Source organism: Psychrilyobacter piezotolerans (genome assembly GCF_003391055.1).
In the GTDB taxonomy this organism is placed as follows: domain Bacteria; phylum Fusobacteriota; class Fusobacteriia; order Fusobacteriales; family Fusobacteriaceae; genus Psychrilyobacter; species Psychrilyobacter piezotolerans.
In genome coordinates, this window is record NZ_QUAJ01000009.1 from 1 (window position 1) to 17079 (window position 17079).

Consider the following 17079-nt stretch of genomic DNA (forward strand, 5'->3'; position numbering starts at 1 on the left):
GATTATTCTCCAATGAAGCCGGGAGTGGAAGTGCACCCTGTGCCGCTGCTGCTGCTGAGGTCAGCCATCCTGCAAAACAAGGATTAATACAGTCTTTAGGAGTTTATATAGATACCCTTGTTATTTGTAGTGCCACTGCATTCGTTATATTATTAGCAGATAAAACTACTACTGAAGGGAAAACAGGGATGAGTCTTTTACAGGCTGCCATGAGGCATCATCTGGGTGAATTCGGAGTTATATTTATTGCCATCGTTCTCCTGCTCTTTGCTTTTAGTACTTTTTTAGGTATTCTTTACTATGCAAAATCCAATGTTTCCTTTATTGTTGAGGGGAAATTAGCTCAGAACCTCTATAAAACCTTTGCTCTTTCTATGCTGTTTGCAGGGGGCTTAAGCCAGTATCTGTTTGTTTGGGCTCTAGCAGATATGGGAGTCGGACTTATGACAGTCTTAAACCTCTTTGCCATAGTTCCTTTAGGTAAAATAGCTTTAGATTCTTTGGCTGATTATGAGGAAAATTATATGAATCCTAAGACTGAGACTGAAAAACCTAATGAAATAGAACAGGCATAGTATATCAGGAGTTCCCAGACATAATATAGGGAGCTCTTTTTGTTGAATTTATACTGAATCTGGGTTATTCTTAGATGAAGTATATCGATAAAACACTACGGAGGAAGGATCGTGAAAAATAAGTTCAGAATCGGAGAAATTTCAAAACTTTTTAGAATAAGTATAAAAACACTGAGATATTATGATGAAACAGGTATTTTCAAACCAGACCATATCAACCCGGAAAATAGATACAGATATTACTCAGCAGATCAATTTGAACTTTTAACTATGGTAACCTATATGAGACACTTGGAAATGCCGGTAAAAGATATAAAAAAAACGCTGGAGAATATGACTGTTGATAATATAATAAGTTTTTTAGAAGGCCACCAGTCAAATTTGGATGAAAAAATAAGGGAATTAGAGTTTCTTAAGAAAAAGGTTGAATTCAGAGTAGAAAATCTAAAAATAGGGAAAAGTATGATTGGAAAAGAAGAGTATACCCTAGAAGAACTTCCTCCAAGAAACATAGCCAGGCTGTCGAGAAATTTTTCAAAAAAAGAAGATCTGGAAGTTGCCGTTAGAGAATTTGAGATAAAACTCAAGAAATTAAACCTTTTTGCCTTAGGCAAGGTAGGAGTCGTATTAAATAAGGACAGACTTAACCTAAGAAATTTTAGTGAATATGATGCCCTGTATTTTTTATTGGATGATTTGGAATCCATAGATGGTTTTGAAACTCTTCCAGGTGGAACTTATGCTTCCTTATATTATAGGGGCAGTATCGAAGAATCTAAAAATTATTATCCTAAAATATTGGATTATATAGATAACATGGGATATGAACTTATAGGTCCTGCCTTTGAAAGAGCTATAATAAGTAATTCTGCAACCAGTGAAAAAAATGAATATGTAAGAAAAATTGAAATCCCCGTAAAAAAAAGTTGACCCTCCAGTTACTGGAGGGTTTATAATTTTTCGGATATAACAATTTAAATGAGGGAGGAAAAAAATGACAGGGATTATGATAAATACAGCCTCTATTGTAGGAGCTGGGTTTATAGGTTCATTATTTGGTAAAAAAATTGATGTAAGATATAGGGAAGGAACAATGACAGCCTTAGGGCTTGTAGCTTTAACCATAGGTATAGGGACAATTGCGCAAGTTTTCCCATTGATCAAAAAACCCTTAATATTTATTATAAGTCTTTCTCTGGGATCCTTGCTGGGAGAATGGATAAATTTAGAAGGATCAATCAAGAAATTTACAGAAAAGAAAAGAGGAAGTGGAATGGAAGGTCTGTTGACATGTATATTTTTATTTTCTTTGGGGTCCATGTCTATTTTAGGCCCTATTCAGAGTGCACTAAATAACGATAACACCCTTCTAATTGCAAATGCAATATTATCAGGAGTAGCATCCTTTTTCTTTGCCTCAACTTTTGGCAAAATAATATCCTTTTCAGCATTTCCATTGCTTATAATACAAGGATCAATATTCTTTTTAGCGAAGATGTTTTCCAATTTTATTACAGATAGTTTTTTAATAGAAATCACACTGTTAGGAGGAATATTTATTCTGGTTAGCGGACTAAATATATTAAAAATAAGCAATATTAGGAGTCTTAATTTACTGCCATCTTTATTATTTCCTGTAATTTTTAGTTTGTTTGGATGGCTATAAAACCAAAAAAATCCAGTTCAATAATATCAGGATTGAACTTAATCTTTTTTTATTCTTTGTCATCTTATAGGATAATCTTTTTGCCACTAATCTACACTAATCGAGATATGGATATTAAATAAAAAGACACTAAAATTAGTGTCTTTTCTGGATTTCCTATCAACTATCGCTATCTAAGATTTCTTTAAATTTTTCAGGCCAAACAGCCTCTTCTGGATTTTTAGTAGATAAAATCTGTTTTCGGGTTAAGCCTAATGTATGACTAAAGTCTACACCGTTAACTTTGGCACTGCGTAAATCAGCATCTTGTAAATGAGCTTCATCTAAATCAGCCCCGCTTAAATCAGCCCCACTTAAATTAGCTTTACGTAAATCAGCCCCCCGTAAATTAGTGCCCCGTAAATCAGTACCCCGTAGATCAGCTCCACGTAAATCATCACCACTTAAAACAGTAGCAACTAACTTAGCTTTACGTAAATCAGCTTTACGTAAATCAGCCCCCCGTAAATCATTGCCGCTTAAATCAACATCACGTAAATCAGTTTCACTTAAATCAGCATCTTCAAATTTTTTTTTCATTTTCCCTCCTTTTTAATTATTCAATATATTTGTCTAATGTTTTTTCAATATTATTCAATGAAGATAATGCTTCTTCACATTTCCTGGCTCCCTCTTCCCAAAATTCTTTATACTCACCGCTGCTTTTAGAAAGTTCTATATGATCACTTAAATTTGCTTGGATTGTCTCTCTTTGATCTGATATTAAATTTAAATTTACCGTTCCTGTCATTCCTGTTCCTTCTAAATAAATTTCATTATTTTCTACTAAATGAGCTTTTAATACATAAGAAAGATAAATTTCATCTCCTTTCGTTGAAAGACCATTAAAAAAAAATGATTTATCAACAATTATTGTTTTTATTATTTCCAACATAATTTCACCCCATCCTTACTTTAAAAGTATACACCTATTTTTTATAAACAATCTATACAATCGACTGCTGTTTCACCTAAAACAGTAATAATACCAGGTACATTATCCGGTCCTCCACAAGCAGACACGGCCGCTGCTAAGAATGCAGCACATCTTAGTTTTTTACCCCAACTACAATTTTTTGTTTCTTCTCCCAAAGAGTAAATAGGTTTTTCTAAAACCTCTTTAAATTTATCTATTGTAACTTGGTCACCAGTAAATACAATTATTTTCCCGCTTCTTAAAAGTTCAGCTCTTTCAAAAATTGCAGATATTTCTTCGCCACTAATAAATATTTCCGACATTAAAATCCCTCCTTTTATTTTTATAATGATCATATTATCAAAAAGTTACCCTCAGATATAACCTACCTGATTAAATAATAAATTCCTCTATAAAAATAAAAAAATTCAAATGAAAGTTCCGAAATACTCTATCCGGATAAAGGTTGGTATATTTATTTGACAATCTTAAATTTATGATGAAATATATATTAATAACTTGACCTGTGCAAATTTTAAAATTCAATAAAATTTTGTATCACAAAATCAGTATTTTTTATGCAGGAATTCTTAATTTCAATAGGAGTTCCTTTTTTATTTTCCTTCCTTTATTTCATAATAGATATATCTATTGAACAGGCAACTCCTTTGGTGTTTTATGTCGTTACCGTAATATTACCTTAGGATTTAACTATTTTTTTATTTATTTTTGAAGGAATAATCATTTGTTTTAGGTAATTAAACAAATAAGAAACAAAATTTGCACAAGTCTGGTTAATAAGTATATTTTAAAATCAAAAAATATAGTGGTGAAAATACCCAAAAAAACATAAAAAACTTAAAGTACAAAAGAAGATTACTTCCGCAATAAGGGGGGAAAAAATGAAAATTAATTTTGAAAAAAGAGGAGATGTCGATATAGTAAGTCTTATTGGAAGATTAGATGGAAATACTGCGTCTTCGGTAAAAGATGAAACTATGGAGAAATTAACTGAAAATACCAAGCTGATTATTGATATGAAAGATTGCGAATATGTGTCAAGTGCAGGTTTAAGAGTTTTGATGATAGTAGCGAAAACATTAAGAGCAAAGGGTGGAAATGGAGTGCTTGTAGAAATGAATGAAGAAGTCGGTGATGTGATGGAAATGACAGGTTTTGGTAATATTTTCAGATCTTTTAATACTATAAATGAGGCACTTGAATTCTTACGAAAGGGAGGGGAGGAATGCTAAGAATAGATGTATTTCCTACTCACCAGCAAAATGGAATAAAATTTAGAAGAGGAAGGGCCCTGCCTTTTGGATCAACTATTGTTCCAGAAGGAATTAATTTTTCGGTATTTTCAAGATATGCAACCAGCTGTGATTTGGTTTTATTTAATAAAAAAGAAAAAGAACCCTTTGCGATAATACCCTTCCCTAAAGAATTCAGAATTGGAAATGTATTTGCAATGACTGTTTTTGATCTTGATTTTGAAGATATTGAATACGGATATAGAGTGGATGGACCATATGATCCTGCAGAGGGGCACCTATACAACAAAGAAAGAATATTGATGGATCCATATGCAAAAGCTGCCGGCGGAAGAGAAATCTGGGGGATAGAACCAGACTGGAATAATCCCTTCCAGCATAGGTCTAGAATTTTTTTTGATGATTTCGAATGGGAGGGCGAAAAGCCCCTGGAACTGGAAATGGAAGACTTAATTATTTATGAATTACATGTAAGAAGCTATACAAAACACCAGACTTCAAAAGTAAAGCATCCTGGTACTTATGCTGCCATTATTGAAAAAATCCCTTACTTGAAAGAACTGGGAATCAATTGTATAGAGCTTCTTCCTATATATGAATTTGATGAATTTGAAAACTCAAAAATTTCAAAAGAAAATGGGGAAAAGTTGATGAATTACTGGGGTTATAGTACCGTAGGTTTTTTTGCGCCAAAAGCCGGCTATGCTGCAACAGGTAAATTTGGAATGGAAGTTGATGAATTAAAAAATCTCATAAAAGAATTACATAAAAATGGTATAGAAATAATTCTTGATGTTGTCTTTAATCATACAGCTGAAGGAAATGAGGATGGACCTTATATTTCTTTTAAGGGACATGATAATAAAACCTATTACCTGCTGACTCCGGAAGGACACTACTATAATTTTAGCGGGTGCGGGAATACACTAAATTGTAATAATCCCATAGTCAGGAATATGATCCTGGATTGTTTGAGATACTGGGCATCTGAATACCATATTGATGGATTCAGATTCGACCTTGCTTCTATTCTTTCAAGAGATCAAGAGGGAGCACCAATGGCAAATCCTCCATTGCTGGAAACATTGGCATTTGATCCGATTTTAGGGAAATGTAAACTTATTGCAGAGGCATGGGATGCCGGTGGTCTCTATCAGGTGGGTTCATTTCCTTCTTGGGGAAGGTGGGCAGAATGGAATGGGAAATTTAGGGATGATATCAGGAAATTCCTAAAGGGAGATAAACGGGCGGTTAAAAAAGTGATTGAAAGAATCCAGGGATCACCCGATCTTTATGGATGGGAAAATAGAGGTACCACAGCTTCCATAAATTTTATCACCTGCCATGATGGTTTTACTATGATGGATCTTGTTTCATACAATGAAAAACATAATATTGCAAATGGAGAAGACAATTGTGACGGCACAGATGACAATGAAAGCTGGAATTGCGGATGGGAGGGTCCCACAGATGACCCGGATATTAATTTTCTGAGGAAAAAACAGATAAAGAATGCAATAATTCTGCTGCTTGTTAGCCGCGGGATTCCAATGATCCTTTCAGGGGATGAATTTGGAAACACCCAGTTTGGGAATAATAATGCTTACTGTCAGGACAATGAGATTTCATGGTTAAATTGGGATTTAGTAAAAGAAAATAATGATCTTTTTTCATATTTTAAAAATATAATAGCCTTTAGAAAAGCATATCCTGTTTTAAGGGTCACCAGATTTGACAGCTATCATACTGACGCAGGGTATCCTGAGATTTCATGGCATGGAACCAAAGCGTGGAATTTTAATTATGATTCTCTATCATATACGGTAGGAGTAATGTTTTTTGGGTCTGCTGAGAAGTATGGAACTGAAGATGACGAATTTATTTATATGGCTATGAATTCCCATTGGAAGACCCATGGATTTGAACTTCCAGTACTCCCCGGGGAAAAGTCTTGGTATGTAGCTGTCAACACGGATATGCCCAGTGGAGAGGATTTCTGGCCTCAAGGGAAGGAACAAAAACTGAAAAATCAAAAGAAAATCTTGGTGGGGTCTAGATCTGTAATTGTCTTAATTTCAAAAAAGAACAATAATTAATTGAGATAAATACAGGTGAAAAATTAGAATTCATCGTTGAAAAAGGATACCTATTAATAGATATTGTATTTATTCTGAAAACTATGGTGATGAATATGTCAAAAAAATTTTTTAAGGCAGAGATGGATAATCTCGAAGAGATGATACAATTTATTCTTTTACAAGCTAAGAGAATAGTTAAAAATAGAAAAATAGATTATCAACTGAGATTAGTTAGTGAGGAAGCATTTATAAACATTATAAATTATGCATATGGTAAAGAAAGTGGAGAACTTAAAATTGATTGCAAAATCGTAAACAATGATACGATTTTCATAGAAATAATTGATACAGGAACTGCCTTTGATCCCCTGCAAAAAGAGGATCCTGATATTACACTGCCGCTAGAGGAAATAAAGGATTGGGGACTTGGAATCTTCATAATCAAAAATATTATGGATACAGTTCATTATAAAAGGGAAGATGAACAAAATATACTTACTTTGACTAAAAAGTTACTTTAAATCTTCTATATTATTGATGGTAGTATGGATATTGGAGTTGGTTAAAATGTCGATAAATAAAAAAGCAATAAAAACAAAGATACTGTCATTATTATTGGGAATGACTTCCATCTCTCTGCTTATATTTTTATTGATTACCAGTATAGATATAAAAATGAAAGCGAAGGCTTCTTTGGAATCCAGTAAGGAAGTATGGGATGAATCTATTTCAAAGAGTAGAGAAATACTCAGATCGGATACTGAAGGGTATATGCGTGCACTTGTAAAATCTCAGGCTGATTATTCTGATTCTTTGTTTAATAAAGTGGAATCTGGTGTTAATGTTATGAGTGAGTATGCAAAAGTTATTTTTTCTGATCCGACTATGTTTAAATATGTAGATACATATTATAGGGAGGTGGAGCCTGAGAATCCTCAAGATGTTTCAGTTGTAAATTTACCCCCGGGTATCTCCAGAAATATTATGAAGGAGCAGATAGATCTTTTGAGTAATATGGATTATGTTTTCAGGCCGATCTATTCAAATGATAAGAATTTATTGTCGGTATACATAGGGACAGAGGATGGAATATACAAAGGCTTTCCCTGGCGGTCTACACTGGTAAAGGATTATGATCCAAGAAAGAGAGGGTGGTATAGGGAAGCGCTGAAGACAAAAGACCTCGGGTGGACAACTCCCTATATAGACGCAACGCCTTTTCCTGACCGTTATAATGATATGAGTAAAAAAATAATTGTGACCTGTTACAAGGCAGTATATGACAATAAGGAAAACTTCGTAGGTGTTGTCGCTTCCGATATAACCGTCAGATCATTGTTGGGAATAATAAACACTCAGGTAAAGGATATAGGGACTGCCTATATAATTGATAAAAAAGGAAAGGTAATTGCATATTCTGGCAAGAAAATTCAGTTTGTCTATGAGAACAGTTATAATTTATTAGAGACTGAAAACAAAGATTATAAAAGGATCGTTGAAAAAATGATCTCTGGAGCAACAGGTTTTGATAGATACTATGATGATAGTGGGAAGGAAAAGGATTTAGCTTATGCACCAATTCTCAGTACCGGATGGAGTCTTGCAGTTGAGATTTCCGCTGACAAAATAACCGCCAGTGCAGATATAGTTGAAAATACCTTTGAAAAAATTCATGAACACAGGGACACCGAGATTGATGGAGCAGTGAATAGTGCCCTGAGAGATATGATGATCGCATATCTAATACTGATAATAATAATAATATTTGTTGGAGTGAAAATGTCCAATAAACTCTCAAACCCTATTATCAAACTTGTAAATTATGCGGAATTTGTAGGGAGAGGTAACCTGGATGAAAGCATCGAAATTAATACAGGCGATGAGATACAGCTCCTTTCCGAATCATTTAATAAAATGACAAGGGATCTAAAACTATATATATATGAATTAAAAGAGACTGCTGCAGCTGAGGAAAAAATTGAAAATGAACTTGAGATTGCAAAAAGAATACAGGTAAGTATGCTTCCAAGAATTTTCCCCCCATTTCCTACCAGAAAAGAATTTGATATTTTTGCCAGTATGGAACCTGCAAAAGAAGTTGGGGGAGACTATTATGATTTCTTCTTGATTGATGAAAATAGACTTTGTTTTTCTATTGCCGATGTATCCGGCAAAGGGGTACCTGCTTCATTGTTTATGGTTATTGCCAAAACTTTAATGAAAAATGAAGCTTTAAGAGGAATTTCTGCCGAGGAGGTTCTGTTTAATGTAAATAATATGCTTGTGGAAGATAATGATGAATGCTTATTTGTTACAGCCTTTATTTGTATATTAAATATAGCAACAGGGGAAGTAGAGTATTCAAATGCAGGTCATAATCCACCGTTAATCTGTAGAAAAGGTAACTCTGAATATGAATATTTATCCATGGAAAAAAACTTTGTTGTTGGGGGAATACCTGGATTTAAGTTTAAGAAAGAAAATTTAAAACTTGAAAATGGAGATATTCTATATCTCTATACAGACGGAGTAACAGAAGCAATGGATAAGGAAAATAAACAATATTCGGAAACAAGACTCAAAAAATTAATTTCGGAAATGAAAAAAGATAAAAGAGATGTATATAATATTGAAAAAGTAATTAAAGAAGATATTAAAGAATTTGTTGATGGGGCAGAACCATCCGATGATATTACAATGGTTATACTAAAATATAACGGTAATGTATAATTAAGTATTAATTCTTCTAAATTTTGAGTCGATCTGGGAAATTAATTTGCATTAATATAAAAACCATGATATACTCATTTTGTCGTACTAACCGGGGAGCCAGCGGTGCCTTGTAATCTACAATCCGCTTTAGTAGAGGTGATGTCGACCTGAGGATCGGTCTGTCATAGCAGGTCCTGTTAGAAAATGTTGAGAATAGAGTCCTATACGGCGAAATGCCAGTGAACCGTGTCAGATCCGGAAGGAAGCAGCACTAAGTTGGTTATTTTGGGTGTTATAGGGTAGCTTTGTTTGAGTTTTTTAATAGGGTGCCGTGTGGTTGGAGTGTTTTCGAAGGTCGATGTACGGCTTTTTTTTATGATATAAATTTATTGTTTTTAATATAAAAGCGCCAGAGCTTTTCCTTGTATTCTTTTGCATATTCTATCCCAATTCTTTTGCACTCTACTATGAATTTTGGTTTATAGCCGTCATCTTCTATCCATAAATTTTCTTCAGTCGTCAAATCGCAGCCATCGTCGTCTATGTTTATATTAAATGCCTGGCATAATTTCCCCGGTCCGTTTAAAAGCTCCTGGTCTGTTTTAGACCTTCTGTTTTCATACATGAATTCTATACCATCTAATGGTTCTAAGGCTCTGATTAAAACGGCATGTGGAATACCTTTAAGGTTTGCAACGACATTAAAACAGCTGTAGATACCATATATCAGGTAAACGTAGGAATGTCCCCCTTCCATAAACATGGTTTTTGTTCGTTTTGTTAATCGGTTGTTATATGCATGGGAGGCTCTGTCTTCAGGAGCAAGGTATGCTTCTGTTTCTACAATCCTTCCTCTCATGATATTTTTTCCTGTCTTTTTGACAAGGATCTTTCCCAAAAGTTCCCTTGCCACTGAATGTCCATCCCGGATATAAAATTCTCTATTTAAAACCACAGCATCTTTCAATTTATTCCCTCCTTTTTATTTTTTTTATTTACTGCATAAAATCTCCTTTCCTGTATTTTTTTATTAAAAATGGAATCCTTAGGTCTTTTTACAGATGGTAACTGAGGTTATTTAAATAAAAGGATTTTTTAGTTTTTTTTTGAAATATATATTAATTGATATTGGTTTGATTATATGTCATATTTAAATAAGAACCTTAAAGGGGGCTGGAATGATGCAGAGGGAAAAAAATAAAAATCCAAAAAATTCAAAAATATATCTTATAGGGAGTGGTATAGCATCGTTAGCAAGTGCAGTTTATTTAATAAAAGATGCTGAGGTATCCGGAAAAAATATTCATATATTGGAACAAAACAATATTTTAGGAGGTGCCCTTGATGGTGCGGGAGACCCAGAAAATGGATTTGTCGTTCGTGGCGGAAGGATGCACGAGGAGCATTTTGAATGTTATTGGGATCTTTTATCTAATATACCATCCTATGAGGATCCGAATATTTCTGTTAAAGATGAATCTTTTGAATTTAGTTCTAAATTTGTTTCAAATGCAAAAGCCCGTTTACTTAAAAATGGAGAAAAAATGGACCTCACATCTTTCGGACTTTCATTAAAAGAAAAGATTTCTTTATTAAAGTTGACACTTACATCTGAAAAATCATTAGACAACAAACGGATCGAGGACTGGTTTGAAGAAGAATTTTTTGAAACCAATTACTGGAAACTCTGGACAACGATGTTTGCATTTCAAAAATGGAGTAGTTTAGCAGAGATGAGACGTTATATGAGGCGTTTTATACATCTTGTAGACGGGCTGCCCAGACTTGGAGGCATTATGCGTACTAAATATAATCAATATGAATCGGATGTCATACCCCTTAAGCGATTTCTTCAAGAAAAAGGAGTTCAGTTTGAGATGGAGAAACAGGTCGTAGATATCGACTTTAATTTTTCTGCTGACAAAAAAATAGCTGAGGTATTGCATATTTTTGATAAAAATGGAAAAAAAGATGAGATTATCTTGAGGGAAAATGATTATGTATTTATAACCAATGGTTCTATCACAGAGAGCACAGACAATGGTTCTTGGACAAAACCTCCAGTTTTAAAAGGTAAATCAACTTCAGGGGCGTGGATGCTCTGGGAAAAAATAGCAAAAAAAGATAAAGGATTTGGTAACCCGGGAGTTTTTAGTGATAATATCGATTTACAAAAATGGTATTCCTTTACTGCCACACTGAAGGATAGAACATTTCATGATTATATGGAAAAATTTTCCGGTAATATAGATGGAACCGGCGGTTTGGTGACTATGACAGATTCCAACTGGCTCATGTCAATTGTAATTGCCCGTCAGCCACACTTTTCCAACCAACAAAATGACGTAAAGATCTTCTGGGGATATGGTTTGTACCCCGACAAAGAGGGGAATTATATAAAGAAAAAAATGTCTGAATGTAACGGTGAGGAGATCCTTGAAGAACTATGGTATCATCTCAAAATTCAAGACTTAATGAAACCCATTGTAGATTTAGGGGCAATTAATTGTATTCCGGTAGCCATGCCTTTTATCGACAGTTTATTCATGCCCCGTGCAAGGGGGGATCGTCCCGAGGTCTTGCCGGAAGGAGCAGTAAACTTTGCTTTTCTCGGACAGTTTGCTGAACTTCCAAAAGATTGTGTCTTTACAGTTGAATACTCTGTACGATGTGCTCAAACGGCAGTTTACGGACTCTTTGAAACTGGAAAGGAAGTCTTGCCGGTTTATGATTCAATTAATAAACCTCAGGTGCTGCTAAAAACCATTAAAGCGATGAGTAAGTAGGGGAAATTATGAAAAATGATTTGAAATAATCTTAAATTAGAAGATATTAAAACAAAAAGAGGCTTTCCCTTTTGGGTCAGCCTCTTTTGTTTACTAAATCTAGTAATTAAGTGACTAGAAAAACACATTATTTAGTAGTTGCTTCAAAGTAAAATCTACTTATGAATCCCCCTTTTTTAATATAAATTGGAGTAAATTAAAAAATTGTATTATAATAGGTTAAATAAAAACAACTCTTACGGAGGGAAAGATGTATAGGATATTAAAAGGGAAGACTTTGGCAAAATTTATAGAAAGATTAAAAGAATTGAATCCTGATATTTTAACAGATTCAGATGATACAGTATTTATAATCTTATCTGAAGAAAAAATTATAGGATATGCTGTATTGGGGAAAGATAAAGTTTTAAAGGATATATTTATAGAAGAGAGCCGGAGATATAGTTCCTCGGGGACTAAATTAATAGAATTTATTAAAAACTATCTCTCCGCTAAGGGAATAGATGAGATCTACTTGGACAGATACTTAGAAAATGCCATATTTTTTAAAAAAGTAGGGTTCAAAGAGTGGTCTGGAAATCTATATAAGATAGATGGGCTTACAGCCAGGGAAAAAAGGAAAAAAGATGGGATAAGAAGTACCCTTATATCTATTGTAATTAATATGCTTTTAGCAGGGATAAAGATATTCTTTGGAATAATCGGAAAAAGTAAAGCCCTGGTCGCTGACGGATTTCATTCTGTTTCAGATATAGTGGGGTCCATCGTAGTTTTAGTAGGGGTATATCTGGGGAACAAACCGGCAGATGAGGAGCATCCCTATGGACACGGAAAATTAGAGAGTATAGCCGGAAATATAATCGGTGTAATACTGGTGATCACTGCATACAGTTTGATTGTGGAGAATATAGGAGATTATTTCAGAGAAACTGTCCGAATAATCCCAGAGAAGATAACCTTGGTTATCGTACTGATCGCAATAGCTGTTAAATATGTATTATACAGGTATAAATATAATGTGGGGATGAGGATAAAAAATGATGCTGTTATAGCCGATGCCAGAGAGCATAAGAGTGATGTATTGTCTTCTATAGGGGTCTTGGTAGGGATACTGTTATCGATCTATGTAAACCCGATATTTGACCTTCTGCTCAGTATAGGGGTAGGGCTGATTATTGGTAAGGAAGGACTGCATATAATTTTTCAGACTTCTAATAACTTAATGGATGTACAGGATAAAAAATTAATAGAAGAGGTAGATAAATATGTGAATTCATTTGGATTTATAGAAAATACCCACGATATAAGGATGAAAACATCGGGAAATATGATCTATCTGTCACTGCACATCAGGTTAGATGGAAAGATGACCATCCATGAGGGACATGAACTGTCCGATGATATAAAATACTCCATTCTAAATAAATTTGAGGATGTAGGAGATGTAACGATCCATATGGATTGCACAATATAAATTTTAATTGAACTGAACTAATTCAAGGGCTGTTTTACGATAAATTGAAATAGAAAAAGAGATATGATATAATTTAGAAAGAATGTAAAAAAGAGTATAGGTGGGAATATGAGTATATTAAACGGGTTGAATAGCGAACAGAGAAAAGCGGCAGAAAAAATAGATGGACCGCTCTTGATCTTAGCAGGAGCAGGAAGCGGAAAGACAAGAACAGTTACATATAGGATAGCCCATATGGTGCTGGAAAAAGGAATCAGTCCATATAAGATCCTGGCTGTAACATTTACAAATAAGGCAGCCAAAGAGATGAGAGAAAGGGTAGAAAATTTAATAGGCTTAGAAGCTAAAAAAGTTATGGTATCCACATTCCATTCATTTGGAGTGAGGCTGCTCAGGGTATACGCTGCAAAATTAGGTTATGATGCCAATTTTAATATCTATGATGCAGATGATCAGAAAAAATTAGTAGGCAGATTGATGAAAGAGCTGGTGGTAACAAATAAGCAGCTGACTCCGGCCTCTGTAGTATCTAAGATATCCAAATATAAGGAAGATGGGGATGAGCCCTCAGATGTAGCTAAGGAAGTTTATAATGCCGATACAAGAGTTGTGGCAGCTGTGTATGAAAAATATGCCCAGGAGCTTATAAAAAATAATGCTATGGACTTTGCCGATCTACTCCTAAATACCAATAAACTATTGGATGACCCGGAAGTTTTGGAAAAAATACAGGGCAGGTATGAATATGTAATGGTAGACGAATACCAGGATACCAATAATATTCAATATCAGATAATAACTAAGATAGCTAAAAAGCATAAAAATATATGTGTTGTTGGGGATGAAGACCAGAGTATATACGGGTTTAGAGGAGCAAATATAAGAAATATCCTGGATTTTGAGAAGGAATATAAGGATGCCATGGTAGTGAAATTGGAGCAAAATTATAGATCTACTCAGAATATATTGGGAGCTGCAAATAGTATTATTAAATTAAATACAACTTCCAGGGGTAAAAACCTTTGGACCGAGAAGGAAAAAGGTCATTTAATTGAGATATTTTCTGCATCGGATGGAAGAGCAGAGGCAGATTATATCCTGCAGGAGATAATAAAGGGTAAAAATAACGGCAGATCCTATAAAGATTATACTGTTTTATACAGAACCAATGCACAGTCAAGGGTATTTGAGGAAGCTTTTTTAAGACATAGGATCAGCTATAAAATATTTGGCGGGATGCAGTTCTATCAGAGGGTAGAGGTAAAGGATATCCTTTCCTATATGAGGGTAATAAATAATCCCAAAGATACTGTTAGTTTATTCAGGATAATCAATGTTCCCAAAAGAAAAATCGGAGCAAAGACCATTGAAAAAATCAGGGATTTTGCCGATGAAAATGAGATCATATTTTTTGAAGCCATGGGCAGGATAGAGGAAACCGGTCTGGGGTCGGCTGTAAAAGTGACTGTGCTCAGACTGTATGAAATGTTAAAAAATATAATGGAAGAAAGTCAATTTCTAACAGCCTCAGAGATATATGATATGATCTTAGAGGGAACTAACTATATGAATTATTTAACTAGTTACGATGAAAAATTTGAAGCTAGGATGGATAATGTAAGGGAACTTCGAACTTCCATACAGGAGATGGAAGATTCGGAGCAATATGAAGGATTTATTAGTGTAGGAGAGTTTTTAGAACAGACGGCATTGGTAGCGGCTACAGATGACTTAGAGGAAGATACAGATTATGTGAAATTGATGACGATCCATAACTCCAAGGGATTGGAATTTCCAATAGTTTTCCTGGTGGGGATGGAGGATGAATTATTTCCAAGTGCTAAGGCTGATTTTTCCGATGATGATTTAGAGGAAGAGAGAAGACTCTGCTACGTGGCTATAACACGTGCCGAGGAAAAATTACATATCTCCCATGCATCTGAAAGGATGGTATATGGAAGGATCTCATATATGAGGGATCCCTCCAGGTTTTTAAAGGAGATAGATGACAGGTATGTGGATTATATAAATAAAGCAAAGGTTACTCCTAAAAAGAAAGAAAGTAAATTAGGAGGATTAAACTTAATAACAAAGGCAGACTTTAAGGTGGATGAAAAATCACCGTTTAAAATTGGTGAAAAGGTAACCCATAAAAAGTTTGGTACGGGGATTATAAAGGATGTAGAAGCAGGTAAAAGACTAGTAATCAGGTTTAGAGATGGGGATAAAAAATTACCCCTGGTTCTAGCTGAAAAGTTTTTGGTCAAAGAATAGGGAGATTAACTATGAGAAGGAAAACCATTGCAAAAGAGATAAGTTATGAGGGGATAGGTCTTCATAAGGGTGAATTGATAAAGATAAAACTAATCCCAGTTACGGAAAAAACCGGGATTATATTTAAAAGGGTAGATCTAAAAGAGGGAGAGAATGAGGTAATAATGGACCTGGAAAATACCTTTGATCTGACCCGTGGAACAAATTTAAAAAATAAATATGAGGCTAAAATTCATACTATCGAGCATTTTTTATCGGTACTATCGATATTTGAAATAACAGATTTAATGATAGAGATCGATGGGAATGAACTGCCCATTGGAGATGGAAGTGCCAAAATATTCGGGGAATTAATAAGGGATACAGGAACCTTTGATTTGGATTCTGAGATAGAAGAGTTAATAATAACCGAGCCGGTACACCTGACTCGTGGGGACAAGCATATTGTGGCATTGCCCCATGATGGATTTAAGATAACTTATACCATAAAATTTGATCATACATTCTTAAAAACACAGATGTTGGAAATAGATCTGAGCAAAGAGAATTATCTGGAGGAGATAGCACCAGCCAGAACTTTTGGATTTGACTATGAGGTGGAATATCTGAGAAAAAATAACCTGGCCTTAGGCGGGACTCTGGAGAACGCCATAGTAATTAACAAAGATGGTGTGGATAATCCCAGTGGTCTTAGGTTTGAGGATGAATTTGTAAGGCATAAAATTTTGGATATAATAGGTGATCTGAAAGTAATGAACAGGCCTATAAAAGGTCATATAATCGCCATAAAAGCAGGACATGCACTGGATATAGAATTTGCAAAATTATTAACTAAAAACTAGGAGTGATTAAAAGATGATGAATATAGCTGAAATAAAAAAAAGAATACCACATAGATACCCGTTTTTATTGGTAGACAGAGTTACAAAAATTGGAGAAACTACTTTGGAAGCCTACAAAAATGTAAGTGTAAATGAGGAGTTTTTCAATGGACATTTCCCTGATTTCCCAATTATGCCAGGAGTATTAATAGTAGAAGGAATGGCCCAAGCACTGGGATTATTAGTCAATGCAGATGATGAACCTATTACGCCTCTTTTTGCCTCAATTGAAAGTGCAAAATTTAAAAAACCTGTAGTACCTGGAGATAGATTGGTGTATGAAGTGGAAGTAATAAAAGCTAAGAGATCTATAGTAAAGGGTAGAGGAGTAGCAAAAGTAGATGGAGAGGTAGTAGCCACAGCAGATCTAATGTTTGCTATTATGAAAAAGTAGGGAGGAAATT

General features: G+C 34.5%; 16 protein-coding genes and 1 other RNA gene. 13 read left to right on the plus strand and 4 right to left on the minus strand.

Features of this window, described 5'->3' with window-relative positions; translation table 11 throughout:
* The 3 genes from DYH56_RS06370 to DYH56_RS06380 all read left to right on the plus strand — a co-directional run.
* A partial coding sequence (locus tag DYH56_RS06370) for an alanine:cation symporter family protein (protein ID WP_147269596.1) occupies positions 1-575 on the plus strand: 575 nt, incomplete at its 5' end.
* Positions 576-686: 111 nt separating this feature from the next.
* Positions 687-1505, plus strand: a complete 819-nt coding sequence (locus DYH56_RS06375; RefSeq protein ID WP_114642036.1) for a MerR family transcriptional regulator — start codon at positions 687-689, stop codon at positions 1503-1505.
* 64 nt (positions 1506-1569) lie between these two features.
* Positions 1570-2241, plus strand: a complete 672-nt coding sequence (locus tag DYH56_RS06380; RefSeq protein ID WP_114642037.1) for a DUF554 domain-containing protein — start codon at positions 1570-1572, stop codon at positions 2239-2241.
* Between the two features lie 159 nt (positions 2242-2400).
* Here the strand turns inward: DYH56_RS06380 and DYH56_RS06385 are convergent, their stop codons facing one another.
* The 3 genes from DYH56_RS06385 to DYH56_RS06395 are packed head-to-tail and all read right to left on the minus strand — an operon-like array spanning position 2401 to position 3519.
* A complete protein-coding gene (locus DYH56_RS06385; RefSeq protein WP_114642038.1) occupies positions 2401-2820 on the minus strand; it encodes a pentapeptide repeat-containing protein in 420 nt (139 codons plus the stop codon).
* 16 nt (positions 2821-2836) lie between these two features.
* Positions 2837-3175 (minus strand): hypothetical protein, encoded by a 339-nt coding sequence (locus DYH56_RS06390; RefSeq protein ID WP_114642039.1) that lies wholly within the window; start codon positions 3173-3175, stop codon positions 2837-2839.
* Between the two features lie 41 nt (positions 3176-3216).
* Positions 3217-3519, minus strand: coding sequence for a hypothetical protein (locus DYH56_RS06395; RefSeq protein ID WP_114642040.1), 303 nt, complete (start codon positions 3517-3519; stop codon positions 3217-3219).
* A gap of 579 nt (positions 3520-4098) precedes the next feature.
* On the opposite strand from DYH56_RS06395, the gene DYH56_RS06400 reads away from it, so the two are divergent.
* The 5 genes from DYH56_RS06400 (at position 4099) to ffs (ending at position 9626) form a co-directional block, all read left to right on the plus strand.
* Complete coding sequence (locus DYH56_RS06400) at positions 4099-4449, plus strand: STAS domain-containing protein (RefSeq protein WP_114642041.1); 351 nt, start codon at positions 4099-4101, stop codon at positions 4447-4449.
* Positions 4443-6566, plus strand: a complete 2124-nt coding sequence (gene glgX, locus DYH56_RS06405; protein ID WP_114642042.1) for a glycogen debranching protein GlgX — start codon at positions 4443-4445, stop codon at positions 6564-6566. The genes DYH56_RS06400 and glgX overlap by 7 nt, the downstream gene beginning before the upstream one ends.
* 95 nt (positions 6567-6661) lie before the next feature.
* Entirely contained in the window at positions 6662-7069 is a 408-nt protein-coding gene (locus tag DYH56_RS06410; protein WP_158539083.1) for an ATP-binding protein, read from the plus strand.
* A 46-nt stretch (positions 7070-7115) separates the two neighbouring features.
* Positions 7116-9278: a SpoIIE family protein phosphatase gene (locus tag DYH56_RS06415; RefSeq protein WP_158539084.1), complete on the plus strand. Its 2163-nt coding sequence runs from the start codon at positions 7116-7118 to the stop codon at positions 9276-9278.
* An 82-nt stretch (positions 9279-9360) separates the two neighbouring features.
* Positions 9361-9626: signal recognition particle sRNA large type (gene ffs, locus DYH56_RS06420), an RNA gene on the plus strand.
* 7 nt (positions 9627-9633) lie between these two features.
* Here the strand turns inward: ffs and DYH56_RS06425 are convergent.
* Positions 9634-10227, minus strand: a complete 594-nt coding sequence (locus DYH56_RS06425; protein WP_202922757.1) for a DNA-3-methyladenine glycosylase — start codon at positions 10225-10227, stop codon at positions 9634-9636.
* A gap of 211 nt (positions 10228-10438) precedes the next feature.
* On the opposite strand from DYH56_RS06425, the gene DYH56_RS06430 reads away from it, so the two are divergent.
* From DYH56_RS06430 to fabZ, 5 genes are all read left to right on the plus strand, one after another.
* Positions 10439-12046: an oleate hydratase gene (locus tag DYH56_RS06430; RefSeq protein ID WP_199532984.1), complete on the plus strand. Its 1608-nt coding sequence runs from the start codon at positions 10439-10441 to the stop codon at positions 12044-12046.
* A gap of 250 nt (positions 12047-12296) precedes the next feature.
* Positions 12297-13520, plus strand: a complete 1224-nt coding sequence (locus DYH56_RS06435) for a GNAT family N-acetyltransferase (protein ID WP_114642046.1) — start codon at positions 12297-12299, stop codon at positions 13518-13520.
* Positions 13521-13628: 108 nt separating this feature from the next.
* Positions 13629-15794, plus strand: a complete 2166-nt coding sequence (locus tag DYH56_RS06440) for an ATP-dependent helicase (RefSeq protein WP_114642047.1) — start codon at positions 13629-13631, stop codon at positions 15792-15794.
* 11 nt (positions 15795-15805) lie between these two features.
* Entirely contained in the window at positions 15806-16636 is an 831-nt protein-coding gene (gene lpxC, locus DYH56_RS06445) for a UDP-3-O-acyl-N-acetylglucosamine deacetylase (protein WP_114642048.1), read from the plus strand.
* 13 nt (positions 16637-16649) lie between these two features.
* On the plus strand, positions 16650-17069 hold the full coding sequence (fabZ, locus tag DYH56_RS06450; RefSeq protein WP_114642049.1) for a 3-hydroxyacyl-ACP dehydratase FabZ: 420 nt from the start codon (positions 16650-16652) through the stop codon (positions 17067-17069).
* The last annotated feature ends 10 nt before the right edge of the window (positions 17070-17079 follow it).